Raw genomic sequence first — 25,246 nt, forward strand, 5'->3', positions numbered from 1 at the left:
CTCTCGCATCATATTAAGGAGGCTGCCCCGAAGAGCCGGAAGGCTTCTTCCTTTCTCCGGGGGTTGGCCTCTATTAAATTGTCCTGTTATCCCATTAACCCAGCCAAACGGTAACCAGATACTCCTGGCCGTCCTCGTAAGGAAGGGTATTTCCCTCCCATGTTCGGCCATTGATCTCAACCCTGCGGACACCGCGGGCTGTACCCTCAGGATTCAACACGGTCACTTGGTAACGGGCGTTCCGGAAAACCCGGTCTACCCGGTATTCCCGCCACTCCTCCGGAATACAGGGATCGATCACCAGTCCTTCGGCGGTGGCACGGGTACCCAGCACATACTCCAGTGTGGTCCACAGCATCCATCCCACTGTCCCCGTAGAATGATGATGGCTGGATTGGCCGAAGTTCGGTGAGTCCTCCAAGCCGAAGTAGAAATTGGGCACAAAAATCGGCACCTGCAGGTTCACGGCAGGAGGATTATCCGGGTTGGTGGGCAGGGTTTTGCTGATGGTATCCAGCGCTTGTTTGCCCCGTCCCACAACACAATCCGCGAAGGCCTTGAACATGGAAGCGTGGCAATAAACCGAACCATTCTCCGTAGTGCCCTCCAGCTTGATGCTGATGCGCCCCCACTTGGGGTTCCATTCGCTGAAAGACGGCTCCAGCAGCTTCGGCCCGAAGGGAGTGTCCAGGCTGTCGATAGCGGCCAAACAAGCGGTAAGCCGTTCGCCTTGAGCGATGCCGCTCATAATGGCCCAGGTTTGGGTATTGAGGAACAGCTTGCCCTCCTCATCCTTGACTGTCCCGAAGGGAACGCCGAAATCGTCAAATCCAGCCACATACCAGGCGCCGTCCCAGCAGGTGTCATTGACGGCCTTCTCCAGCTTCCCGGCGGCCGTTTCCAGACGTTCGGCTGTTTCCATATCTCCCCGCTTCAGGCAGAAGGGAAGGATGGATCGGATGGCATACACCAGCGCCATGGTGCTCCAGGCGGATTCACCCTTGCCCAGACGGCCGGGACCGTTGATGGGATCGTTCCAATCCCCATCCCCCATGAGGCACAACCCGTGTGCACCCACCGCTTGGGTCATATAATCCACGGCCAGCAGCAAATGGTCGTAGATGGAGGCGGTTTCGTCCGTATTCTTAAAGCCTATCGGCCGGTCAAGCAGCTCCAGGCTGCCGTTTTGGTTTACTAATGCGGCAAAGCATACCAACAGCCAGATAGGTCCGTCCGTATGGTTCAGCAGGCAAAGATTCTTGGGCGCCGAGCCGTCGGTCATAATCCATTGTTTGATAAATCCGCTTTTCTCCTGGCCCTTCAATACGGAAACCATGTATTCCACGGCGCCCGGGGCATCTACCAGGGCATAACCCAACGCATCCTGCAGTTGGTTGCGGATGGGGCAGTAGTTGGACATCCGGTTGGTGCGGGTTTGCAGCACAATTTGCTTTTTTAGCCAATAATTCATGAAGGCATCCACATTGGAATCCGGCGTATTCACCAGGAACGCATCGGTTCTGGATTTCCAGATATCCTCCACCTCAGCCAGGAGAGATGCCCAGCCTTTTGCCAGCAGCAGTTTCCGGCTTTCCTCAATCTCACCCATGGAGTTGGCAACGCCCACTACAAACCGGATTTGGATTTCTTCTCCCGGCTGCAGCTCCAGCTCATGCTGGAGGGCACCGATGGGATTCTCCGCTTCGGCAATCTTGTTGGAGCAGCGTCCTTTCTCCAGAGCCGCCGGCATATCGCGGACATCATCCCCGCCAAAAAAACGCCGTTGGCTGCAGTCCCAATAATCCGCCTTCCGGTCGGCATACACATACACCCAGTTGGTGTGGTCGTGTACCTTCTCCTTGTCGTCATAGGTAACGTGGTAGGGGAAGGAGAAGCTGGCCAGGATTTGCTTTTGTTCGTCAAAGGTACATTTGCTTCCCATAACGCCGCCGTTTTCCAATGAGAACACAGAAAACAGGGAAAACCGGCGGACCGCTCCGCTGGTGTTGCGCAGAGTAGCCGTCCATACCTCCTGCTGGCCCTCTGCCGGGACAAATACGTGTATCGACGCTTCGATCCCCTTGTACACGGAGCGGAGTTCGCTGTATGCAAGGGAATGGGCGCAGGTAAACTGCTCCACCTCGGAGCGGAGCGGCTGGTAGCCCGGGCACCAAACCTCGGCGGAATCCTGATCCCGCAGATAAAAATACCGGAAGCCCCGGTTAAATGTACGGTTCTTGGGCTGGAAGGCCACGCTGTTTCCTTGGCCGGTTTCGCTCACTTCCATGTAGTAGGTATCGTTGAACAAGTAGTTAAACCAACGCGCCGGAGTGCGTGGTGTTGTAATCACAAACCTCCTGCCGTTCTCTTCAAAATGTCCATACTCCTTCACCTGTTCCAAACTGAAAAACTCCTCTCCTCTTGAATAACCTGGTCCACGCCGCAGGCCGGATAGGTTATGAAAGCTTCGAAATTGGTGCAGCCAATTTGAAGGCCACACCTTGAATAACCTGGTCCACGCCGCAGGCCGGATAGGTTATAGCGGCTCCCTTCCACGGAGGCGCATGTACCCGGTTTTTCGCGTTTAATTTGGCCTTACGGCCCAATTAACACGGTTATACTCGGTTTTTCATATATAATATGGCCTGCTCGTCCTGCAGCGCGTGATTATATATGATTTTTCGCATACAACAACGCATTTCGCCCATTTCAGGGAAATTGTATGCGATTTTTCGTGTTCAGTCGGCCCAACTTCCCTAGGCCGTGTTTACAAACCCGCTTGAGGGCATCTTTCACCACCTTTTCGCCCCATGCTTCGTTACTTTCGTTTGACGTACCCTCCGGTACGCCTGCACAAAAGTGCCTTGCCTGGATCAAAAATTCGGCAAAATCTGCTCCACTCGGAGTTTGCAAACACACCCTCACCCGGGCAAAAGAACAGGGAGCTTTTACACTCCCCTGTTTTTGTCCCGGTATTGGCCCGGGGTCATTCCCTCCATTTTGCGGAAATAACGGATGAAATTGGCCGGATTATTGTACTTGAGCTTTTCGGCGATGTCGGTGATGGTAAGCTCCGTTTCCTTGAGCCACCGTTTGGCCACCTCCAGCCTGTATTGTGCCAGATAATCCGTAAAGGTCACGCCGGTTTCCTGACGGAAAACACGGCTGATATATTGCGGATGATAATTGATCCGGGCCGAGCATTTTTCCAGCGTCAGATCGGTATCGAAGGCCTCCTCGATGAGCCGCTTGACCTCCTGGGAGATAGACGTAAACTGCGCCTGCCGCCGCTCCTCCAGAAGATCGATGCCGGGAATGATCAGATGGGACAGGAACCAGTCCTCGATTTCCCTGCCGGTATGCAGCTTAAGCAAATCCTCAAAAAAGGAGCTGCTGTCCGACTGGAGCAGGTGAAGGGAAATGCCCGCATCCTGCAGCAGCTTGGTCAGGTCCATCATCAGGCGGATCAGGGCCAGCTGGTAATCGTTATGGTCGTAATCCTGCCGCCACAGCTCGGCCATCAGCTCGGACAAGGCTTTCCTGGCGCCTTCGGAATCAAGAGACTTGATGCATTCCAGCACGTTATCCCCCAGCTCCTTGGGATACACAGGGTTTTTCCCCTTGTCAGGCTGCACATCCTCGATAAACAGAATGGCCTCCTCCCCCAGCCGGGCCCGGTATTTCAGGGCATTTTTGCTTTCCTCATATCCGCGGGAGGCATCTGTCCATTCCTTGAAGGAGCGGCTGATCCCGGCGCTGGTCTCCATCTGCAGGTATTGCTTCACGGAAGCCTGGACACGGCTGGCCACATCAAAGACGGATTCCTTGAACAGCTCCTCCGATTGGGCGGCACTGCCGACGAGAATCACCACAGATTCCTGAATCACCACCGGGGACAAACGTTCCTCCTCCGGCACAATTTCCGCTGCAATATTGCTGATGGCGAACAGCAGAAGATCCATATCCTTTTCCGTAAACCGGTTGGGGTCCAGCCGGTCGATCTGGAACATCAGCACCCGCATCACCGTCCATTTTTCCGCATGGGATTGGCCGTAATACGGGAGTCTGTTCTGGATTTCCTGTCCCTTCACCTCACCCAGCATCAGCTTCCGCACCAGGAGCTCCGTTAATTGGTGCTTCTGGCCCTGGATTTCAAAACGCAGCCGGGACTGGTCGGTGAGAATCCCCTCAATCCGCTCGGAGATGGCGGTGAACTCGTCCTTCTTCCGGTCCGGCCCCTCCTTGCCCTCCAAGAGGGTGCGGTACATCCGGCCTACCGGGCTGTACATTTTCCGCGAACCGACCAGAGCCACAAGAACAGTGGCAGCCAGGACGCCGACACTGACAAGAATGGAGGTCAGCCCGATGGCAGTGGCTTGGCGAGTAAAAGCGGAGGTGGGGACAACCGATACATAGGTCCAGCCGTTATAGGCGGATTTTCGGTAAGAGACGGTTACCTTCTCTCCTCCCTCCAAGCCGCTGATGGTTCCGAAGATTTCCGGATTCTTGTTGATTTCGGAAATATAGGGGACATCGTTCACCACCGTGCCGATTCTGGCATTGTTGGTATCGGCGATAATCCGGCCGTCCCGGTCAACGATAAAGATACTTCCGGCTTGGCGCTCACTGTCAATCTGCTGATTCAGCTGCTGGGCGGACAGCACAACGCAGATCAATCCCCTTGGATTAGCGGCATTGATCGGCCATTTTTTCACACTGATGATAGCGTTTTTCAAATCGACGGTTCCGCCTTCTCCTTGAGTAGGGGCAGGCAAACCGCTGATCCACACAGAGCCTTGGGGAAATCCGGAAAAACCACGGATCATGGACTTCAAACCCGGATCATTATAGTCGTTGAGCCCTGCATTGGTAATCAGCCAATCCTGTTGAAGACTGTACAGATAAACATCCTTAATGCCCATTTCAAAGGTTTGAATGGAGGTCAGGATGTTGTAGATGTCTTGGATAAGCACTCGATTTTCCGTCCCCAAAGGAAGGGGAAAGGCGCTGGCCACGCTGGGGACGCTCAGCACCTGGGAGGTGGAATAGTCCACCATCTTCAGGGTTTGCTCCACCCGCAGCTGGCTTTGCCTCAGAATCTGGGTATTGCTCTCCTCCACCTGCTCAAGCACGGATTGGGAGGAGTAGTGATAGGAATACCAGCCCAGCGTCAGAACAGGGAATGTTCCGACCACGATTGTAAGCAACACTAGTTTTAACAAATAGCTGGATCTGCGCATGCTATCACTACCCCCGGCACGTTATTTGGTGCCTTCCATTATATCATGATTATTTCTTGGTTTTGTTGTAGGCGGCGGTATACTCCTCCATGATCTTGTCGCCGCCGTCCTTCTTCCACTTGGCTACTGCCGCATCGAAGCCGGCTTCATCAATTTCGCCCATAATAAACTTGATGCGTGCGTCCTCAATGATCTTATCCAGCTCGGAGCCCTTTTCGCTGTAGGTATCGGATACATAAGATTGCAGCGGGTTGGCAACGGCAATGGAGGCATTCTTCTTGTACAGCTCATCGCGCAGCTGGTACAGCGGGCCGCCGTAGCCCTTCACCTTATCACGCAGCACGGCCAGCTGGGAGGAGTCGCCCATTCCGTATTCCACCAGCATCTTGGAGTCTGTGGTTTTCACATAGTTGCCGTTTTCGATCTTGTACTGGCGGCCTTCCAGACCGTTCACCAGCATGTTTTGAATGTCTTCGTCACACAGCTTGTCGAAGAAGTTCAGGACGGACTTCAGATCCGCTTCGGTTTTGACACTGGTTTTGGGGATCATGAACAGTCCGTAGGAGCCGGAGCCGCCGGCAGCCTTCGCGCCTTGAGGACCCTCCAGGGTGTTGGTCATGGTGATGGCGCCAGTCGGAACAACCTTCTTCACAGCTTCCTCAATGCCTTGGCCGTCGTTAAGATTGGCTACCCATGCACCGGCTTTGTTGCCGTTGATCAGTTGTTTGCCGTCCTTCACTACAGCGAAGTCCAGATTGATCAGCTTTTCAGTGTAAAGCTTTTTGTAGAACTTCATGGTTTCCTTATAGGCAGGGGACAGGTGGGCCGGGCTGGCCTTGCCGTCCTTGATCTCCCAGTTCGCCGGGCCGCCGTGCCATACCAGCATGGAATTCCAGCTGCCGGACACCTGGGACTCGGCCATGCCGGTGGTGTCGGCTTTGCCGTTTTTGTCCGGGTCATTGTTCACAAACGCTTTCAGAACGTTGTAGAAATCATCGATGGTTTTCGGCACCTGCATACCTACGTTATCCAGCCAGTCCTTGCGCAGCATAACGCCGTCCCGGGCCAGATCCCGTTCGCGGTAAAGACCGTACACCTTGCCGTCGATGGACACGGCGTCCAGGGCGATCTTGTTCATGCGGCTCAGGTTGGGATAATCCTTCAGGTACGGGCCTACTTCCCAGAACATGCCGGAGCGTACGGCATTGACAATGTACGGCAGCTTTTGGTTCAGCACCAGCACAGCACTGGGGAGTTCGCCGGAGGCTACAGTGGCGCTCAGCTTATCGGAATAAGTGGAAGAAGGAATCCAGGTCAGGGTCAGCTTGGTATTGGTGCGCTCCTCCAGCTTCTTGAAGATTTCGCCGTTGGTGTCGAGGAACTCAGGGTTGTAGCTGGTCAGCATCAGGGACATTTTGAACGGAGCCTTGGGTGCAGTGCTGGCTTGAGTCGTAGACCCAGCCGGCGAGCTTGCGGAAGGTGAAGCCGCGTTGTCCTTGCTGTCGCCGCCGCAGCCTGCCAACGTGCCGGCGGCAATCGCCATGGCGCTTGCCAAGGCTGCGGATTTGATCCATGCCTTTTTGCTTGTGGTGTTCATAAAATGTGATCCTCCCTTTTATTGTGTACAGATAATGAAATTAGTATATACAATTGGCGCCGGTACAGGTTTTTAACCCTTCACGGACCCCAACAATACCCCTTTGGCAAAATGCTTTTGCAGGAACGGATAAACAATCAGAATCGGAATGGTGGAGATGACGATAACCGCCATTTTAACGGCTTGGTCGGGCGGGACAAAATCCTGCTCGAAGGCCGTGGTGTCTCCCAGGCTGCCGCCTTGGGACAGGATGACAATCTGGCGAAGCAGCACCTGGATCGGCCACTTGGTGGAATCGTTGATGTACAGGACGGCGCTGAAGAAGGTATTCCAGTGTCCCACCGCATAAAACAGGGAGAAGGTCGCCAGCACCGGCATGGACAAAGGAAGTACGATCTTGACCAGAATACCGGGATCGCTGGCGCCGTCAATCTTCGCCGATTCCTCCAATCCTTCCGGAAGCTGCTGGAAGAAGCTGCGGATAATAATCAGGTTGAAGGCGCTGATGGCGCCGGGCAGAAGCAGGGCCCAATAGGTATCGATCATATGAAGATTCTTCACCACCAGGAAGGTAGGGATCATACCGCCGCCGAACAGCATGGTGAAAATCACCATCAGTTGGATGGGCTTGCGGAAGTCCAGATCTCTTCTGGCCATGGGATAAGCCATCAGACAGGTGAAGATCAGGTTGATAAGGGTACCCACCACCGTAATAAAGATGGTGACCAGCAAGCTTCTCACCAGGGTGCTGGTGGAGAAAATAAACTTATAGGCGCTTAGGGAAAACTCTGTGGGAAAGAGGATAAAGCCTCTTTCCAAGAGCTCATGCTGCGTTGCAAAGGAGCCTGCTATCACATAGAGAAACGGAATAACCGTGACCAGTGCAAACACACCCAAGACGATCACATTGGTTGTATCGAAGATTTTGTTGCCGATTGATTTATCCTGAACCATAAGGCTCTCTCCTTCTCTGTACGCTTACTTTTTGGAATTATGGGGGCTCCCCCGAAAGTAATCGGAATTCACTTCGTAGCATCACGTCACTTTTGGGGTACTTAAAGTATCCCCTCTTCGCCGAAGCGTTTGGCCAATGCATTGGATGCGAAAACCAGAACCAGGCCCACCAGAGATTTGAACAGCCCTACTGCGGTACTGTAGCTATACTGGCCTTGGGAAATCCCGATGCTGTAAACATAGGTGTCGAACACTTCGCCAACCCCGCGGTTGATGGAGTTGAGCATCAGGAAAATTTGCTCGAAGCCGGTATCCAGGAAGTTGCCCAGCCGCAGAATCAGAAGAATGATAATCGTCGGTTTAATGGCCGGCAGAGTAATATGCCACAGCTGGCGGAAGCGGTTGGCGCCGTCCATTCTGGCGGCTTCGTACAATTGGGTGTCCACACCGGCAAGCGCGGCCAGGAAAATAATCGTGCCCCAGCCTGTCTCCTTCCAGATGACCTCACCTGTGATAAAACCGCGGAACCACTCGGGCGCCATCAGAAACTGGATCTTATCGCCGCCCATGGAAGCGATGGCCTCATTGACCAAACCACCCTCGGTAGTAAAGAACAGATAGGCGATGGAAACAATGACGACCCAGGACATGAAGTGAGGCACATAAATCATGGTTTGCACAATCCGCTTATACCCTTCCATCCGCAGCTCATTCAAAAGCAGCGCGATTACGATGGGAAGCGGGAAGAAAAAGGCGATGTTGTACAGCGCCAGAATCATCGTGTTCTTCAGCAATTGCCAGAACAGCGGGTCGCCGAAGAACCGGCTGAAATGCTTCATGCCCACCCATTGGCTATCAATGAAACCCAGGAACGGCTGATAGTTTTTGAAAGCCAGCAGCACTCCGTACATGGGTGCATATTTGAATATCAGAAAATACAGGATTCCGGGCAGCATCATAAAATAGAGCCAGCGGTTACGGGCGATCCGTTTCATTTTCTGCCGGCGGTGTACCTTGCCCAAGGCAGGCACATGAGGCACAACAGCTTCATTGCTCATATCAGTCTCTCCTTTTTTTGTGTCACATTCGCAATCTTTGTGTATGGTCCAGCGTCTCTCCTCGCTACATCTGCATCTTAGCCTCCGGCATCCATTGCAGTCCATAGTCATTCCTGCACGACATTCCCGCCTGTCCTCCAGCCGCAGCAGCCGCAAAGCCTTGCGCCGCAAGGATATTCATTTCGAAACCTGTTCTTTGTCATTGTTTGATGAGGGGATTCCGGGTGGATTGTCATGAGAATCAAAGCTTTTGTCGCCATACAAAAAAGACAACGCTGCTGCGTTGCCTTTCGGACTGTTTCCGGCTTTCTCTGCTTTGGAGAAACCGGGTTGTCTATGATTTGAATTTGCTAATCTCCCGGGACAAGGTTTGGGCCACATCCTCCAGCTGCCGGGCCAGATGATTCAGCTGCTCCATGGAAGCGGTTTGCTCCTGAACCGAGGCGGAGACCTCCTCCGTGCCGGCCGCGGTGGCCTGGCAGATGGCTTGCAGCTCCGAGGTGTTGGCGCTGATCTTATCCTTCTCCGCCGTCAGGGCTCCTACCGCGGCTATTACCCGGGCAATTCCCTCCAGGTTGGCTTGCACCGTCTCCTGGATGGAGACAAAGCCGGAGCGTGTTTCCCGAACGACAACGGCTTGCTTGGACATGGATTCGCCAGCCTTCTCCGTCATCTGTACGGCTTCACGGGTATTGCGTCCCATACGCTCCACCAGCTCCGAGATGGAAGCCAAGGCTTCCTCTGAGTGAGCGGCCAGCTTGCGGATTTCTGCAGCCACCACTCCGAAGCCCCGGCCCTGCTCTCCGGCCCTGGCCGCTTCAATGGCCGCATTCAGGGAGAGGATATTGGTTTGGGCGGTAATTCCGGCGATTACAGACACGAATTCACCGATTTGCCGGGAGGATTCCCCTAAGGAATACATAGCATCCTTAACCGAAGCTGCCGCCTCCACCGTATTGCGGGTTTGAACGGACAGCTGCTCCAGCCGTTCTCCATTTACCGCAGCTACCTCCATCATCGATTGGGTCAAGCCGTGCATGGTGCCCGTTTCCTGTTCCACCGAATCAATATGGCGGGCCATCTCCTGAACGACAATGGCATTATGCTCCACAATTTCCGCCTGGTCGCCTGCCCCCGAGGCCATCTCCTGCATGGTCACCGCCACCTCGGAAGAGGAGGCCGTATTCTCCGCGGCACTGAGCTTGAGAATATGGGAGGATTCCGCCAACTGACTGCTGGTCTGCCGGATATGGTCCATTAGCGTGCCCATCTGTCCGGCCATCTCGTCGAAACCATCGGCCAACTGCCCGATTTCATTGCGCTTTCGGATGCCGGAGCGTACGGACAGATTGCCCTGCCGGAACTCCAGCATAGCGGCTTGAAGCCTGCGGATCGGCCTGATAATGGCCTGAGTTAACGGCCAAGATAATAGCCCCGCCACCATCATCACAGCCAAAAGGCTGATCAGACTCGGGGTAAGGAGACCTGCCGCCTTGTCCTCAAATTCACGCAGATTGGCTACACCGGCGATTTTCCAGCCGGTTTTGTCGTTGGTCACATAGCTTAATATGTTATGGCTGCCGTCACTCTTATACTGCACAGTGCCGGCTGCACCCTTCTCCTGCATTTGCTTCACAAATTCCGAGCCGCTTTGGTCGGAGCCGATCTGGCCGTTATCCCGGTGGGAAATAATCCTGTTTTGGGCGTCCAGCATGAAGACATGCCCTGTATCTCCCAGCTTCACGCTATTGATTAGCCCCAGAATGGAGTCGATTTTCAAATCTGCCCCTACGACACCCACAAGCTTGCCGTCCGCCACTACTGCCCGTGAAACGGTCAGTACCAAGGTTTTAGTAGCTGTGTCGATGTAAGGCTCTACCCATACATTTGCGCCCTTCTGGGCCGCTGCCTTCTGGTACCACTCCCGTGAGGTTGGGTCGAAACCGTCAGGCAGATCTGCCGCCGGTTCCACCAGCATCCCCTTGTCCCCCAAACCCACATATACATTGGTTAGCTGATCATCCGCCTTCAGGGCTTCCTGGAAAAGGTTTCGCACGGCAGGGAGCAGCGTTTGGCTTTGTTTGCTGTTCAGCCCGTTCTGGATGACATGGGCAAGCTCATTATTGCCGGCCAGCATCTCCACCAGCCGCTCATGCTCCTTCAAATATAGGCCCAGGTTTCCGTTCAGCAGATTCATAGCGGTTTCATTACCCGCTGTTTGGTTTTCCACTGTCATCCGGGTAGCAAAATAATAGCCCAGATAAGTTACGATCCCGCTGGCAGCAATAATCAATACTAAAAAGGGGATCAAAATTTGCATACGAAGACTTTTTCTCATCGCCGGAGTCCTTTCGTCATTGCATTCTCGCTGTTTGTCAACTCTATTACTCTATCATATCTCCGGTATGAATAGTACGGTTTTCCCATGCAAATTTCGACACTTTTCAGCATTTTTTACTCTCTTCTATCATGTTCCTTCGAATAAAATTCGGACAAAAAATTATAAAATAACTCTTCTGTGGGCAGCAGCTTCCGGTGGGCCGGACAGATCACCCCGATGGTCCGGGTTACGCCGGGATTAACAACCGGTATTTTGACCGTAGCGCGGGGAAGGCTGTCCATCAGAGTGACCTCCGGCATCAGTGCATATCCGAGACCCGCGGACACCAGTCCCTTCAGGGCGTCGATATCATCCCCCTCAAAGGCAATAACAGGCGCGAACCCAAGCTTAAGACAGGCGCGCAGCACAAGCTTCCGGAAGATCGTGCCTTCAGGCAATGTCACCATGGGCACGTCCTTCAACTCCTGCAGTTGAAGGGACGGGCGGTTGGCGAGGGGATGCTGGACCGGCAATAAGGCGACAATATTTTCGGTAAATAAGACCTTCCCCTTAATCCTTGTCTCCTCTTCCGGGACGGGAGCAATTAAAGCAAGGTTAAAATCACCGCTTATCACTCCGTCGATTAAATCCTGATACAGCCCTTGTCTCATCTGGAACTTGGCCTCCGGGTATTGCTGGCGAAACGCAAAAATGGCCGTTGGCAGAACATGAGCCGCCATACTGATGGGGAACGCTATACGGACTGTCCCTTTTTCCGGCTCCAGATATTCCTTCACACCCCGTTCCGCCTCGTGGATCATATTCATGGCCTGCTCCACCCGCTCCAGGAAAATTCTCCCGATGGGGGTCAGCTTCACCCGCCGGCCTTCATGGACAAAAAGGTCCACCCCTAATTCACTTTCCAGATTAATCAGCTGCCGGCTTACGGAGGACTGGGCCACATGCAGAGCCTTCGCCGCTTCGGTCACATGCTCCCGTTTGGCAACCTCCATAAAATACCGCATTTGTCTGATCTCCATCCTGCACCTCCCGTTCATGCGCAAAACACATGAGCTATATCGTATTTTAATATTGGAGCGATGATTTATTAAATTATAGAATGAAAACACAACATAAGAAAGATAAATTGGCTTTCATTTATTATCGAAGGAGTGGACCCATTGACTGTTTCAGCGAATGTAGAGCAAACTTACACCCAACAGGCACAGGATTACATGAACACTGTTTTCGAAACTGTCCGGACGCGGAATCCCCATGAAACCGAATTCCATCAAGCGGTGAAAGAGGTTCTGCATTCCTTGATTCCTGTCTTCAGCAAAAATCCGTCCTATATGAAGCTCGGTATTCTGGAGCGCCTGGTTGAGCCTGACCGCCTGGTTTCCTTCCGGGTGCCCTGGATGGACGATAACGGGAACGTCCGGGTCAACCGCGGGTTCCGCGTGCAATTCAATAATTCCATCGGACCTTACAAAGGCGGAATCCGGTTCCACCCTTCCGTTAACGCCAGTATCATCAAATTTCTGGGCTTCGAGCAAACCTTCAAAAACTCCCTGACCGGGCAGCCCATCGGCGGCGGCAAAGGCGGCTCCGACTTTGATCCCAAAGGGAAATCGGATTTGGAAATCATGCGTTTCTGCCAAAGCTTCATGACCGAGCTTAGCAGATATATCGGACCGGACAAGGATGTCCCGGCCGGGGATATCGGCGTCGGAGCCAAGGAAATCGGCTATATGTTCGGCCAATATAAGAAGCTGCAGGGTGTTTATGAAGCAGGTGTGCTCACCGGTAAGGGAATCGGCTACGGCGGAAGCTTGGGCCGCAAAGAAGCTACCGGATACGGCACCGTATACTTCGTGGATCAAATGCTGGGTGATGCGGGACTTTCCTTCAGTGGCAGCACGGTCGTTGTATCAGGATCAGGGAACGTCTCCATTTATGCAATCGAAAAGGCGATGCAGTTGGGAGCGAAGGTGGTAGCGTGCAGCGATTCCAGCGGATATATCTACCACAAGGACGGCATCCGGCTGGATACGCTGAAGCGGCTGAAGGAAGTGGAGAAGAAAAGATGCCGCGATTATATTCTGGAGCATCCGGATGCGGTGTATACAGAGGGCTGTTCGGGGATATGGAGTATTCCCTGCGATATTGCGCTGCCGTGTGCCACCCAGAATGAAATCGACAAAGCATCGGCTGAGCTGCTGGTTCAAAATGGGGTGAAAGCGGTGGGAGAAGGGGCCAACATGCCCTCCACACTGGAGGCCATTGGGGTTTTCCTGGACAATAAGGTTCTGTTCGCTCCCGCAAAAGCGGCCAATGCAGGCGGCGTGTCCGTATCGGCATTGGAAATGGCCCAAAACAGCGCAAGGCTGTCCTGGTCCATGGAAGAGGTGGACGCAAAGCTGCAATTGATTATGAAGGATATTTACCGGTCGAGCATGATGGCATCCATGGAATATGGAGCGCCTGGCAATCTGGTGGTCGGCGCCAATATTGCCGGCTTCCTGAAGGTAGCCGACGCCATGATGGCGCATGGGTTCTAAAAGAGTGTAGCCGCAAGCAAAAAAGGCAGCCCAGCGGGCTGCCTTTTGTTTGAGGGAGAACGTTATAGGGAGAACTTGGACAGCTCAGACTGCAGCTCCCCTGCCAGTACAGCCAGGCTCTGGCTGGAGGCGGCAATCTCCTCCATAGCCGCTGAAAGCTCCTGGGTGGTGGCGGATACCGCGGCGGATTCCATCAGTGCCGTGTGACTGGCATCGTCTGTATCCTTGGCCGCTTCCGCGAGAACCTCCGCTCCGCGGACAATCTTGCCGATGGACTGGGAGATGCTGGCCACCTGCTCCGACAATCCCAGCACCGACTCCTTGATCAGACTGAAGGATTGGTTGGTTTCGTCGGCCAGACGGATCGCCGACACAATGGAATCTCTGCCGTCCTTGGTTACAGACAGCGCCTGGCTGAGGCTGGCCTGGTTGCGGGCGATCAACGCCGTAATCTGGGAGGCAGCGCCGCTGGATTCCTCGGCCAGTGACCTGACCTCCGACGCCACCACGGCAAAACCGCGCCCATGCTCGCCTGCCCGGGCAGCTTCAATCGATGCGTTCAAGGCAAGCAGGTTGGTTTGTCCGGAGATGGAGGAGATGATGCCGACTATTTTACTGATTTCGGCGAAATTCCGGTCGAGCTCGTCCATAGCTACGCCAATTTTGTCAGAGCCGCTGCCCACCGCATGAATTTGCGCCAGGGTTTCCGCAACCGTCCCGGAGCCGGTGTTTGCCGACTCGGAGGTTTTGCGGGCCACCTCCGCCGCGTTATCGGCAGCCTCCGCAATTTGGCTGGTGTGGGCGAATAAATCCTCGGCTACCTCATTCAACCGGTTGACGGAGACGGCCTGCCGCTCCGAACCCTGCACAATAGAGGTGAAGGACTCCACCACCTGGTTGACGGCCACAGAGGACTGATGGGCGCTGGCTGTCACCTCCTGGCTGGAGGCAGCCACCTGCTCGGATTGGGCATACACGCGGGTGATAAGCCCCCGCAGGGTGGTGCGCATATCCCTGAACCCGTCCGCAAGCTGGCCGATCTCGTCCTCAGAGCGGATTTGGCGGGCCTGCTCCTGCAGATTTCCGGAGGCCAGCATTTTGCAATCGTCACGGATGACAGTAATGGGTTTGGCGATCAAACGGCTTATGTATGCAATAGCTGCTGCAGCCAGGACCAGACACAAGAGAGAAATCACCAGAATGCTGACGGCCAGGCTGGACAGCTCACGGTTAACCTCATCTGCCGGCGCGGTGACCATCATCATCCAGCGGTTCCCCCCGGGAAGGTCAAAAGGGGTAAACACGGAAATATGCGTGACCCCATCCACAAATTTATAAGTGCCCCGCATCTGGCTGCCCGAATCCGCTGCGGACTTAAATAGCGTCAGAAGCCGGTTATCCAGCTGCTTTTGCTTAACCTGAAGCTCCGGAGCAATTTCCTTCTCCGTCAGCTTCAGCTTGCCAGCCAGCTCGGGCATAGCCGGATGTACGATAATATCGCCGTTGGCGTCGGCCAGCATGCCATAACCCGTATCCATGAAGGTTAGGCCCTTCATCAGCTCCCCAAGCTTGTCCAAGGCAAAGGAGCCGGTGAGCACACCGTTCAGCTTCTCCCCGTTCAGAACCGGAACCGCCACGTAAAAAGCGGGTTTACCCGTTGTAGAGGAGATCTGCAGGCTGGACACGGCAGGCTGCTTGGTTTCCACCACGGTTTTGAAAAAATCCATATCCGCCATGCTCATGGAGGTGGCGTCGGACCGCACTCCCGTACCGTCCGGAAAAACAAAAAACATGCTTTCCAGATAGCCGGAGCGTTTTTTGTTATCCTGCAGCACATGAACCACATTCCAGAGGTTGCTCACATCCTGCAAGCCGGGAACGGAGGCAAAATCAGCGGATTGGATTACCGCTTCATTAATGAAGCCCTGAATCCGGTGGCTGTAATCCTGGCCGATGGCCAGGGCCGTATCTTCCACACTATTCGAAAGAGATCGTTGGGCAAAAAAATAGCTGATCCCGGAGACCAATCCGAAGGAAAGAATCAAACAGGGAAGCAGAAACACAAGCAGTTTCAGATAAAGGCTACGAATTTTCACACTAATATTCCTCCCGGTGTAAGGATACCTCTCAAGCAGTCAAAAAAAGGCACATATCGAAGATTGTACACCGAATTTGCCCAAAACAAAAGCGTTGACCGGAACAATTCCGGCCAACGCCTATATCAGGCACCCATTTTGCAGTTGTTGCCAATATATGATGTGCTGCAATCCAGATCTCTTCGTTTCATTTCCATGGCCAGCAGATCTATGAATGCTTGCTCCAATCCGAGCCGAACGGCATCGCGGTAACAATGAACCAGCACTTCATTGCTCAGCAATTCCATTGTTTTTTTCCCTCCTCTGATGAACATGCTCCAGGTGACGCGCCACTGTTTCCCAGGAAGATTGGATCGAAAAAGCCTCCGGAAGTTCTACCTGTTCCATTTCTTCTTTCACAGCGTCGATAAACAATTGGGAAAAAAGCTCATCAAAAGTCAGTTCTTCCAACCCAGACACGTCCTTTATTTCCAAATATATACTCATATTGTACATGACCCCGGTCAAATGTTCAGCACATTTCACGTTCGCACCCATGCAAAAGTGCTTGCAACCTCGCGCAAAAAAAACGAGAATAAAAGTATAAAAAAAGCACTTATCCATATACAATCTCTCTTAGGTTTGGTAAAATCTAGTCAAGATATCGATGATTGCCCATTCACTTCTCTTTTCGTAAAAAGGATAGGCCCTCCGGTGCCGGTTTCCCTCCGCTCCAAGCGGCGGCAGGCTTTAGGGGGATGCAGATAGAGGGATTTTTGATCATGGGCAGCTGCATGATTTACATACAACTGGATGCATGCACTTCGGTTTAATTACAAGGTATTGCAAGTTATAATTGCACTGAAACGAAACGTCCACTGCAGCCCTGCGTGCCGCGGACGCAATGCGGATCAGTTGAAACAGGATAAAATTGGAGGTTTTTTACATGGACGGCAATTATAAAACGTTCGGAATCGTACGCGAGCTGGATAGTCTGGGCAGAATCGTCATCCCCAAGGAAACCAGGGATCTGTTGGGTATCCGGCTGGAGGATCCCATCGAATTCTTCGTGGATGAGAACACCATTATTGTCCGGAGGTACAAGTCCAACTGCTGCCTGTTTTGCATGGATTCCCATGACCTGGTGCACTTCCGCAACCAGCTGATCTGTAAATCCTGCATTAAGGAGGTGCTGAAGCATAACCGGGAGCAAGGGCCGGCTGTGCAGGCCCCCCCTGTTCAGGAAGACAGACGCCGCTCCAAGTCGGATAAGCTCAAGCAGGTGGAGGACATCCTCAAAGAAAAGCCTAATCTGCGGCAGCAGGAGCTGGCGGAGATGCTGGGAATTTCCCAGGGCTATGTAAGCCAATTGCTGCGCAAGCTGAACAACAGCTGATTCCGCTGCCTAACATAAAGAGCCGCCCTTCCTTTTGGGAAGAGCGGCTTCTTGGACGTACGAATTAGCACTTGCCGATAAATCCGACTCCGCGGCTGATGATAACCAGAAGAATGAACAGCACCAGAATGAGAGCCGCATCGGAATATACCGGAGGCTTCGGTTTGGCATAGGGGAACATGTAGATGTTCTCTGTGACCGTTACATTCGGCATGACATTAGGCATTGCATTGGGCATTGCATTGGGCATTACATTCGGCATCATGTTGGGCATGGCGTTGACGGAAGCAGGCGAAACCATAGGGGACATATTGTTGGCATTACCATAATTCATATGGGTGAACCTCCTTAGGTTGTTGGGATACACCAACAGTCTATGGGTGGAGATCACTGGAAAACACGGTATTCACCCATACCCGGCAAAATAGGCGCCACCCCGTGTGGACTTCCTGCCCTCTATGTCCGACCATTTTTTTGATTTATTTCGGGGGCTCCCCCAAAAGTAATCGGAATCTGCTTCGAAGCATCTCGTCACTTTTGGGGGAATGGTTACTCGATATACGGGTTGTTGGCTCTTTCAAAGCCGATGTTGGTCCGCTGGCCATGGCCCGGATAAACCTGTACACGGTCATCCAGCTTCATCAGCTTGTTCTTGAGGGTATCCATCAAGGTTTCGTGATGGCCTCCCGGCAGATCCGTGCGGCCCACCGAAAGCTTAAATAGCGCATCCCCGGCAAACAGGATATCCCCCCATAAAAAGCTCACGCTGCCCGGGGAGTGTCCGGGGGTATGGATGACCTTAAAGGTTTCACCCAGCAGCTTCAGCACCTGGCCGTCGTCCAGGCCATATTCCGCCGGATCGGTAACCACAGGCGGCCCTACCTCGGGCCACATCAGGGAACCGTTCTTCTTGGGATTGGTCAGCCAATCCGCCTCCAGATCATGCAGATAAACCGGGCAGCCCTTCAGCTTCCGCAGCTCATCCACCCCGCCGATATGGTCAAAATGGGCGTGGGTCAGCAGAATGGCGGTTACCTCAAGGTCCTGCACACGGCGGATCAGCGGCTGGGGATTGGTCCCCGGGTCAATGACCACCGCTTGTCCCGCTTCGGCGTTGGTCAATAAATAGGCGTTGGTCCCCAAGGGCCCCAAGGGGATAGTCTCAATCTTCAGCAAAGCGGCAGCCTCCAATACGAAAATCTATCATTTCCATTAAAAAGAAGAAATCAGCTCACGCAGCTCCGTCACGATCACCCGGTGATACCCGGTGCCCTCGCCGTAGCGGCGTCCCATTTCCTGGCGTGCCTCCCCAAGCTTCTCCTGGTAATCCGCTGCTTCCCGGTCTGGATTGGCCAGCTTGAAGGCGGTCATCGCCTCCTGCACATGCTTGGGACGAGGTCCCCAATGCCCCAGGACATACCCGCCCGCATCGGTAAAAATTACAATGGGAATCGCTTTGCCGCCCATGGTCAGGAACTGGTCCATCACTTCCGGATGTTCCTCCATGATCAGAATCCGCACAGGGATACCCGACGGCTCCAGAGCCTTCAGTACCACGGGAACATTGCGCACCACATCTCCGCACCATTCGGCGGCCAGAATCAGACAGCGCAGATCATCCCGGTTGCGCAGGGATTCGAAATAAGCGCGTTCCTCCTCCTGCCAGCTGAAGCTGTCCGTCCATTCCTGAAACTTCTCCTTGTTCTTCGTCATGCCCTCGATAAATTGCTGCGGCTCCAAGCCTGCTCCAAGCAGGGAATACAGATTTTTGCTCATTGGATCTCCTCCTGATCTGTTGGGTAATGAGGTTCTACCGAATGGGGGAGCCGGATTCCTCCAACAGCCTGACCACTCTGTCCACGTCTTCGGGAGTTAACCCCCGTTTGGTGTGATGGCTCCGGATGGCATCCGCCAGTTGCTCCGGCTTCACGGCTGCAAAAGCTTGGCTTTTCCCGCTCAAGGTACAGTCCGGGTTGCTAAAGCACAACACCCCCGTCACATCCGCCTCTATTCTATTGTCCCGCAAAAGCTCCTTCAGCACAAATTCTTGGCGGTACAATTGTGCCGTAGGGTCCTCCTTATGTCCTCCATTACCGCGCTCCACCCCTCCGGAAGTAAATGTAACGGCGCCGTCCCAGTCCTTCTCCTCAATATGGAACACCCCGTTGGGGCCGACCACCAGATGAGCAAACTCCCGGGAAGCGCTGCTGGTGCTGATGGATCTGCTATGGAGCACGCGATAGCCGCTGCCGATGGCATTCAACCGGACGGCGATGGTTTCTCCGCCTTTCGGGGAGCCGGTATCCGCTGCGACGGCGGGATTTTTTTTGCGGAAAATGACTTTATACAGAACATATAAGACCGTCAGGGCCAATGCGCCCCAAAGAATAGGCTGAGTGTAGGGCCCTGCCTTCTCGTCGATGCTTTCCCAATTTTCGCCCAGCTTTTTGCCCAGCGTAATAAACAAAATTGCCCAAGGGATAGAGGCTAACCCGGTATAAATCAGGAACTTGGCCAGGTTCATTCTGGCAATTCCCGCCGGGATAGAGATGGCCTGCCGGACCACGGGGATAAACCGGGAGGTAAACACTACACCCGCCCCATACTTGTTGAACCAGCGTTCGGTCAAATCAATGTGCTTTGGTTTGATGTGCAGATATTTGCCGTATTTGTCCACGAAGGGCCGTCCCCCGTAGATGCCGATGGCATACAGCACAATTTGCTGGAGCAGACAGCCGATGGTGCCGAAAATCACGGCCTCCACCATATTGATCTGGCCTTGATAGGCCAGATATCCCGCATAGGCCAGAACAATTTCGCTCGGAATCACCTCAATGGCCAGTCCGATCAAAATACCCCAATAGCCCATACCTGTAATGACTTCCAGAATGCGGTGCACAAGCTCTCCCATCTTCATCCTACCTTTTCCGGTCCTCACGGACATTTTGTTTTCATTCTAAAGTGTTGCTTTACGTAATAATTTCCGGGGGCTCCCCCAAAAGTACTCCGTATTCGCTTCGAAGCATCCCTTCACTTTTGGGGGATTGCTTTGGGGATTAACTCATCCTATTCTATCACAAATCCGGCTAGTACCCAATTGCTGCCAAACCGGACAGGGTTCGTACTATCCGGCATTACGCCCGCATAGTTTTAAGCGTAGGACGTGCCCCGTGGCGCAGGGGGCAACAGGGCGTGCCTAAATTTCAGACACCGCCCAACAACCATATTTATACGGGAGAGTGAGCCCTTATGTCAAAGGTAATCATGCTGAAGCGTCGCCATCTGTGGGTCGGTGCCCTGGCTTTTATTTTCCTTGCAGGCGGGCTGTTCTTCTACCGGCTCTATCACTCCGGCGACCAGCCGGTTGACGGCCAGCCGGAGGGTCCCCGGACCATTCACATGGTCACGGCAGAGGCCAAATCCACCCTGGAGGACGGCACTGTCATTGAGGCCTACAGGTGGGACCCGGGTACCATATTCGTGGAAAAAGGCGAAATCATCAACCTGGTGCTGTACGGCGTCAACGGAGACAGCCATCCCTTTTATATCGAAGGCACCCGCATCAAGGGGGAAGTGAAAAAGGGCAAGGAAACCACCGTGGCTTTCCAGGCCTCCAAGGAGGGGGTTTACCGGTTGATCTGCCTGACCCATCCGGACAAAAACCACAATGGGCCGATGATCGGCTACATAGTGGTGGATTAAGGCAGACCTTAGAGACTGCGACGAAATAAGTAGCGCTAATTTGTTGATAAAACTCCCAAAACCGTGGAGATTTTGTCAGCAAAAGCGGATACTAATTTCCTCGCAGCTTCTTAGTCTGTCGCCCATTGGGCCCTCGCCGCATACACTACTTATGTCTTCCAAGATACAATTAGGCTGGTGGTATCCATGCAAACCAATCCCATGCGCAATGCCAAGCACGAAAAGCCTCTTCCCACTGCCCGTCAAATTCGCCGCTCCTGCCAAAAGGAGCTGTACCGGACCATCAAGAGGCTGAAAACCTATATTGCCCCCGAACCCTTGAAGCAGGCGGAGGAGCTGTATTTCAAAAAGGTAGCCCTGAATCTGCTGTGGATTGTGGAGAACGGGAGCAACCGGAAGGCTCTGGCGGACTGGTGGGAAAAGGAAGTGAGCCCCTCCATTGCCCCGCTGTGGAATGTGGGGGAGGAGGAGCTGAACCGGGCGTTCCGCGATTCCTTCGGCGGATAACCGTGACAGCAGAAAGCGGGCATGCCCTCGGCATCGCCCGCTTTCTTCGCATCCCGCCGGGTCAGTTTCCTCTGCCGGTGGTGGTAATATGAGGAGGACAGGCTTGGACTGTGACCCTGGTTTCGGGCAAGGCCTCGCAGTCCTCCGTGTCCAGGTCCTCCGACAGCTGGCGGAAATTCACGGGAAACACAATCTCCACACAGGTGCCTCTGCCTAACTCGCTGGCAATATGCAGCCTCCCCTTATGATTGGCAATGATCTGCTGGCTAACCATGATTCCCAATCCGGTTCCATTCTTCTTGCTGGTCAGGAACGGCTCTCCCAAGCGGCGCAGCATATCCGGGGGGATCCCGGACCCGTGGTCCATGAACCGGAACTTAATCCGTTCCTGTCCCTCAAGAGCCGCATCAATCCTCATTACTCCCCCTTCAGGCATGGATTCCATTCCATTTTTGATGATGTTCAAAAACACCTGCTTCACAAGATTTTCCTCACAGAGCATCCGGGGCAAATTCTGCTCAATGCCGGCTTCAAGCCGCACGCCGCTCATGTGGGACTGGGGCTGCAGCGCCCGTAGTGTATCCTCCAGGAGCTCACCGGGGTCCTTATACAGGAATTGGTTCAGATGGGGCTTGGAGAGAATGATAAACTCGCTGACAATAAAGTTGATCCGCTCCACTTCATCCAGCATCAGATCCAGATATTCCTGGTTTCCGGTTTGGCGCTGCTTGAACAGCTGGACGAAGCCGCGCAGCGTGGTCAGGGGATTGCGGATTTCATGGGCTACACCGGCGGCAAGCTGGCCGATCACCGACAGCTTCTCGGAGCGGCGGAGCAGCTCCTCCGTCTCCTTGCGTTCGGTAATATTGCGGCAGATGGCTGCCAGCGCAACCGGCTCTCCATCATCCAGACGGACGGGAGACAGGGTCAGACTGACATGAATTTCTTTGCCTTCCTTGGTTTGGCGGACGGTTTCGTACCCGCTTACCTCTTCCCCGTTTTTGACCTTGCGGATCAATTCCAGAAATTCCGGCGCGTCCTTGTCCTGCAGGAAAGGCTGAAATGCGCCGGTCACCTCCTCCTCCCTGTAGCCGTACAGCGCCTCAAAGGCCGGATTGGCACGCTGGATGTTCCCGTCCAGATCGGTCAGATAGATAGCATCCGTGCTGTGTTCAATCAAGGAGCTCCAAAAAATGTTGGCTCTTCTCAGACTCTCCACCACCCGCAGACGCCCGGCCGTATCCGTATCCTGCTCCAGGGATACGTCCAGATAATGAGGGGAGACATCCGGTACGGCCAAGCTTTCCGGCTCCACCGCCGCAGCACTCTCAGCAGCGGACAGGATGGCGGAGGGATACGGTGATGGCTTTCCTGCAGCTGCAATAACCGGCAAACGCAGGACAAGCACAACCCCGATAATCAGGGCCGCGATAGAAAGAACATCGGATAACGCCAAATACCAAAACAGACTCTTGTCCAATGATCCGGAACGGAGGAACAGTTCCACTGTGGAGGCCAGAAGGCCATTGGCAAGGACCAGGATGCAGGAGATAAACCCGAAATGAAATGGCGATTTCCAACGGCGAATGAAATGGGTCATGGGTCTTTCCTCCCGTTCAGGGAATGTGGAGGACATTCTTACTTAATATTTCTTCCTTTTTTTCCGGAATCCTTCACATCATTACAGGATGGAAAACTTTTGACCCATTCTCTCCATCCCAAGTGCTCAGAGGGCGGGCTGGAAAAACTCTAAACGCTCCCCGTTGGGGCCGAAAAAGAAAGCAATCCGGGTCCCGCCCAGTATGGTCCGGGGCTCCTCATCCAACAGCCGGATGCCCAACCCCTTCAGACGCTCCAGCTCGGCTTCGATATCCGTTACCGTAAAGGCGATATGATGGACAATTCCACTGTCCGACATCCCCTCCGTGCCTCGTCCGATCAGCTCAATTTCCGTCTCCGGGTGGCCGGGAAAGGAAAGAAACGAAAGCTCCACTCCGTTATCCAGCTGCTTGCGTGACGCCAGATTAAGACCCAGCACCTCCGTATAAAAGGCGATGGATTCATCCATATCATTGACGTATACTCCGATGTGCTCCAGTTTTTTGATCATGTGTTTTCCTCCAAGTAATTTTTTAGGGGGTGGGGACAGTTTGTCCCGACAGCTCCACCCGGTTTCTTCCCATCCGTTTGGCTTGGTACAAGGCCTGGTCCGCCCGGGATATCATATCCTCCAGCGTGGATGTGCCGTAGCTGTAGTCCTTCCGGTAATCAGCCACGCCGATGCTGACGGTCAGGGGGATTTCCAACTCCTCCTCCCTGTATGGCTGTTCCATAAAAGCCTGGCGGATCCGGTTCCCCAGCTCAACTCCGCCTTCTGCCGGGGCATTGGGAAGCAGAATCAGAAACTCCTCGCCCCCGTAACGGGATACCATATCGCAGGACCGGATGCAGGACAGGAGAAGGGAAGCGGCGTGGATAATCACGCGGTCACCCACCAGATGGCCGAAGGTATCATTCACCTTTTTGAAAAAATCAATGTCCAGCATAAGCACGGAGCAGGGCTGTCCCGCCCGTATGCAGGTTTCCAGAAGCCGCGGCCCTTCGGTCAAAATATGCCTGCGGTTATATACTTCCGTCAGTTGATCCACCACCGCCGTCATTTCCAGCATCTGAATGGTGGACTTCAGCTTTTTGCCGGTACGGTTAAAATTCTCGCACAGCTGCTGAAGCTCCTCGGGAGCGGAGGCGAACTGGTTGGGAGGAATGCGGAAGTCATAATCCCCCTCCCGGATCGTGCTTGTCCCACGCAACAGAAGACCGATGGGACGGAGAAGCCCTTCCGTAAACTTGAAGGTTAAAACAAAGCTTAGCAGCAGCATGGCGATTACAATGATGGCCATCAGCAAAATATCGGTATAGAGGGCCCGGAAGATGTCGCTGTGCTTCATTTCGGCCACAACCAGCCACTCCTTGTCCTTCACCCAGCCGTACTGCCCCATTACCCGTTCGCCGGCATAATTGGCATACGCCTTGTTGGAGGAGGTTCCGGCTTGGGCCAGATCGGCAATGGGTGAAGTGTTGACCAGATTCAGGGGAGTCCCCTCCACTCCAAGAGGAACGGTAATGAATTGCCCGCTTCTGTTCAGCAGATATGTTTCTCCGGCATTGCCAAAATCGAACTGGTTCATCACCTTTTCCAGGATGCCGATATGGATGACGCCGCAAACCAGCCCGTTGAAGACGTTGTTCTCATCCATGATAGGCGAGGAAATGAACAAGAAGGGTCTGCTGGAATTTTTGCTGATCAATACATCGGTAATCAAGCTTCTCCCGGCCTTGGCCTCCTTGAAGTAGTCCCGGTCGGACACATCCCCGCTGCTGTCGGGACTCTGGGAATCCATGATAATCTTCCCTTGGGCGTCTACATATAGGACAGCTGTATATTCTCCTTCCTCCGACATGAAGGATTTGAAGATGCGGCTGATTTCATCCTTGCTTCCGGTCCGTCCCGACATAAGATGGGATAAAAGCCCGATCTGGGTGCTGTGGTTCTCCAGCCAACGGTTGATGAAGGTGCTTTGCAGACCGATGGCATCCTTCAGCTGCTGCCGCGTTTCTCTTGTTTTGTAGCGCGCCTCCGTTATGGAGGTGCTGATGAGAATCAAGGCTCCCAGCACAACAATAATCAAGCTGACCCAAAACCGGAGTCTTTGTTTAAGGGTGAGCAGTCCTAAGCGGCAAGATAGTCGGTCCAGCAATGGCTCACCTACTTTTTCATTGGTGCAAACGCGTAGATGCGTGTGTCTATTCCATTATAAAGTCGGTATCTGCCTCCG

21 protein-coding genes and 1 pseudogene are annotated in these 25,246 nt (G+C 53.7%); 4 read left to right on the plus strand and 18 right to left on the minus strand.

The genetic code is table 11. The annotated features are described in order from the left end of the window. Nucleotides 1–94: 94 nt before the first annotated feature. The 7 genes from ACI1P1_RS03755 to ACI1P1_RS03785 form a co-directional block, all read right to left on the minus strand. Nucleotides 95–2,392 (minus strand): GH36-type glycosyl hydrolase domain-containing protein, encoded by a 2,298-nt coding sequence (locus ACI1P1_RS03755; protein WP_416215178.1) that lies wholly within the window; start codon nucleotides 2,390–2,392, stop codon nucleotides 95–97. A 556-nt stretch (nucleotides 2,393–2,948) separates the two neighbouring features. Beyond that, entirely contained in the window at nucleotides 2,949–5,240 is a 2,292-nt protein-coding gene (locus ACI1P1_RS03760) for an AraC family transcriptional regulator (RefSeq protein WP_416215023.1), read from the minus strand. Between the two features lie 49 nt (nucleotides 5,241–5,289). After that, nucleotides 5,290–6,837, minus strand: a complete 1,548-nt coding sequence (locus ACI1P1_RS03765) for an extracellular solute-binding protein (RefSeq protein WP_416215024.1) — start codon at nucleotides 6,835–6,837, stop codon at nucleotides 5,290–5,292. Between the two features lie 72 nt (nucleotides 6,838–6,909). After that, nucleotides 6,910–7,791, minus strand: coding sequence for a carbohydrate ABC transporter permease (locus ACI1P1_RS03770; RefSeq protein WP_416215025.1), 882 nt, complete (start codon nucleotides 7,789–7,791; stop codon nucleotides 6,910–6,912). Nucleotides 7,792–7,892: 101 nt separating this feature from the next. After that, nucleotides 7,893–8,786 (minus strand): ABC transporter permease, encoded by an 894-nt coding sequence (locus ACI1P1_RS03775; protein WP_416215179.1) that lies wholly within the window; start codon nucleotides 8,784–8,786, stop codon nucleotides 7,893–7,895. A 397-nt stretch (nucleotides 8,787–9,183) separates the two neighbouring features. Continuing rightward, nucleotides 9,184–11,169 (minus strand): methyl-accepting chemotaxis protein, encoded by a 1,986-nt coding sequence (locus tag ACI1P1_RS03780; protein ID WP_416215026.1) that lies wholly within the window; start codon nucleotides 11,167–11,169, stop codon nucleotides 9,184–9,186. Nucleotides 11,170–11,303: 134 nt separating this feature from the next. Next, the gene (locus tag ACI1P1_RS03785) at nucleotides 11,304–12,209 is read right to left on the minus strand and encodes a LysR family transcriptional regulator (RefSeq protein WP_416215027.1); all 906 of its coding nucleotides are present in this window, start codon (nucleotides 12,207–12,209) and stop codon (nucleotides 11,304–11,306) included. 141 nt (nucleotides 12,210–12,350) lie between these two features. Here ACI1P1_RS03785 and gdhA point away from each other — a divergent pair, with 141 nt between their 5' ends. Continuing rightward, nucleotides 12,351–13,730 (plus strand): NADP-specific glutamate dehydrogenase, encoded by a 1,380-nt coding sequence (gene gdhA / locus ACI1P1_RS03790; RefSeq protein ID WP_416215028.1) that lies wholly within the window; start codon nucleotides 12,351–12,353, stop codon nucleotides 13,728–13,730. 62 nt (nucleotides 13,731–13,792) lie between these two features. Here gdhA and ACI1P1_RS03795 read toward each other — a convergent pair whose 3' ends face one another. The 3 genes from ACI1P1_RS03795 to ACI1P1_RS03805 all read right to left on the minus strand — a co-directional run bounded on the left by ACI1P1_RS03795 (nucleotide 13,793) and on the right by ACI1P1_RS03805 (nucleotide 16,429). Further along, entirely contained in the window at nucleotides 13,793–15,826 is a 2,034-nt protein-coding gene (locus tag ACI1P1_RS03795; protein ID WP_416215029.1) for a methyl-accepting chemotaxis protein, read from the minus strand. A 125-nt stretch (nucleotides 15,827–15,951) separates the two neighbouring features. Continuing rightward, nucleotides 15,952–16,113, minus strand: coding sequence for a sporulation histidine kinase inhibitor Sda (gene sda / locus ACI1P1_RS03800; RefSeq protein WP_416215030.1), 162 nt, complete (start codon nucleotides 16,111–16,113; stop codon nucleotides 15,952–15,954). Beyond that, the gene (locus ACI1P1_RS03805; protein ID WP_416215031.1) at nucleotides 16,094–16,429 is read right to left on the minus strand and encodes a hypothetical protein; all 336 of its coding nucleotides are present in this window, start codon (nucleotides 16,427–16,429) and stop codon (nucleotides 16,094–16,096) included. Before ACI1P1_RS03805 ends, sda begins: the two co-directional genes overlap by 20 nt. Nucleotides 16,430–16,751: 322 nt before the next feature. Here ACI1P1_RS03805 and ACI1P1_RS03810 point away from each other — a divergent pair, with 322 nt between their 5' ends. Then, nucleotides 16,752–17,201, plus strand: coding sequence for an AbrB/MazE/SpoVT family DNA-binding domain-containing protein (locus ACI1P1_RS03810; RefSeq protein WP_416215032.1), 450 nt, complete (start codon nucleotides 16,752–16,754; stop codon nucleotides 17,199–17,201). Nucleotides 17,202–17,265: 64 nt separating this feature from the next. Here ACI1P1_RS03810 and ACI1P1_RS03815 read toward each other — a convergent pair whose 3' ends face one another. From ACI1P1_RS03815 to uptA, 5 genes and pseudogenes are all read right to left on the minus strand, one after another. After that, nucleotides 17,266–17,535, minus strand: a complete 270-nt coding sequence (locus ACI1P1_RS03815; protein WP_416215033.1) for a hypothetical protein — start codon at nucleotides 17,533–17,535, stop codon at nucleotides 17,266–17,268. A gap of 215 nt (nucleotides 17,536–17,750) precedes the next feature. Next, nucleotides 17,751–18,377, minus strand: a complete 627-nt coding sequence (locus ACI1P1_RS03820) for an MBL fold metallo-hydrolase (protein WP_416215034.1) — start codon at nucleotides 18,375–18,377, stop codon at nucleotides 17,751–17,753. A 36-nt stretch (nucleotides 18,378–18,413) separates the two neighbouring features. Continuing rightward, the gene (locus tag ACI1P1_RS03825) at nucleotides 18,414–18,977 is read right to left on the minus strand and encodes a thioredoxin family protein (RefSeq protein ID WP_416215035.1); all 564 of its coding nucleotides are present in this window, start codon (nucleotides 18,975–18,977) and stop codon (nucleotides 18,414–18,416) included. A 34-nt stretch (nucleotides 18,978–19,011) separates the two neighbouring features. Next, the gene (locus ACI1P1_RS03830; RefSeq protein ID WP_416215180.1) at nucleotides 19,012–19,464 is read right to left on the minus strand and encodes a nuclease-related domain-containing protein; all 453 of its coding nucleotides are present in this window, start codon (nucleotides 19,462–19,464) and stop codon (nucleotides 19,012–19,014) included. Between the two features lie 60 nt (nucleotides 19,465–19,524). Beyond that, nucleotides 19,525–20,112, minus strand: a pseudogene (gene uptA / locus ACI1P1_RS03835) (undecaprenyl phosphate transporter UptA); the annotation flags it as partial. A gap of 338 nt (nucleotides 20,113–20,450) precedes the next feature. Between uptA and ACI1P1_RS03840 the strand changes: the two are divergent. Both ACI1P1_RS03840 and ACI1P1_RS03845 read left to right on the plus strand, forming a co-directional pair. Further along, complete coding sequence (locus tag ACI1P1_RS03840; RefSeq protein ID WP_416215036.1) at nucleotides 20,451–20,903, plus strand: cupredoxin domain-containing protein; 453 nt, start codon at nucleotides 20,451–20,453, stop codon at nucleotides 20,901–20,903. 186 nt (nucleotides 20,904–21,089) lie between these two features. Beyond that, nucleotides 21,090–21,410: a dehydrogenase gene (locus ACI1P1_RS03845; RefSeq protein ID WP_416215037.1), complete on the plus strand. Its 321-nt coding sequence runs from the start codon at nucleotides 21,090–21,092 to the stop codon at nucleotides 21,408–21,410. A 61-nt stretch (nucleotides 21,411–21,471) separates the two neighbouring features. Here the strand turns inward: ACI1P1_RS03845 and ACI1P1_RS03850 are convergent, their stop codons facing one another. From ACI1P1_RS03850 to ACI1P1_RS03860, 3 genes are all read right to left on the minus strand, one after another. Further along, nucleotides 21,472–23,010: a PAS domain S-box protein gene (locus ACI1P1_RS03850; RefSeq protein WP_416215038.1), complete on the minus strand. Its 1,539-nt coding sequence runs from the start codon at nucleotides 23,008–23,010 to the stop codon at nucleotides 21,472–21,474. Between the two features lie 126 nt (nucleotides 23,011–23,136). Beyond that, nucleotides 23,137–23,520 carry a VOC family protein gene (locus ACI1P1_RS03855; protein WP_416215039.1) on the minus strand — a complete coding sequence of 128 codons (384 nt, stop codon included), beginning with the start codon at nucleotides 23,518–23,520 and terminating at the stop codon, nucleotides 23,137–23,139. A gap of 22 nt (nucleotides 23,521–23,542) precedes the next feature. Next, the gene (locus tag ACI1P1_RS03860; protein WP_416215040.1) at nucleotides 23,543–25,099 is read right to left on the minus strand and encodes a sensor domain-containing diguanylate cyclase; all 1,557 of its coding nucleotides are present in this window, start codon (nucleotides 25,097–25,099) and stop codon (nucleotides 23,543–23,545) included. Between the last annotated feature and the right edge of the window lie 147 nt (nucleotides 25,100–25,246).

The sequence above is a fragment of the Paenibacillus mesotrionivorans genome (assembly GCF_046098205.1).
GTDB classification, from domain to species: domain Bacteria; phylum Bacillota; class Bacilli; order Paenibacillales; family NBRC-103111; genus Paenibacillus_AR; species Paenibacillus_AR mesotrionivorans.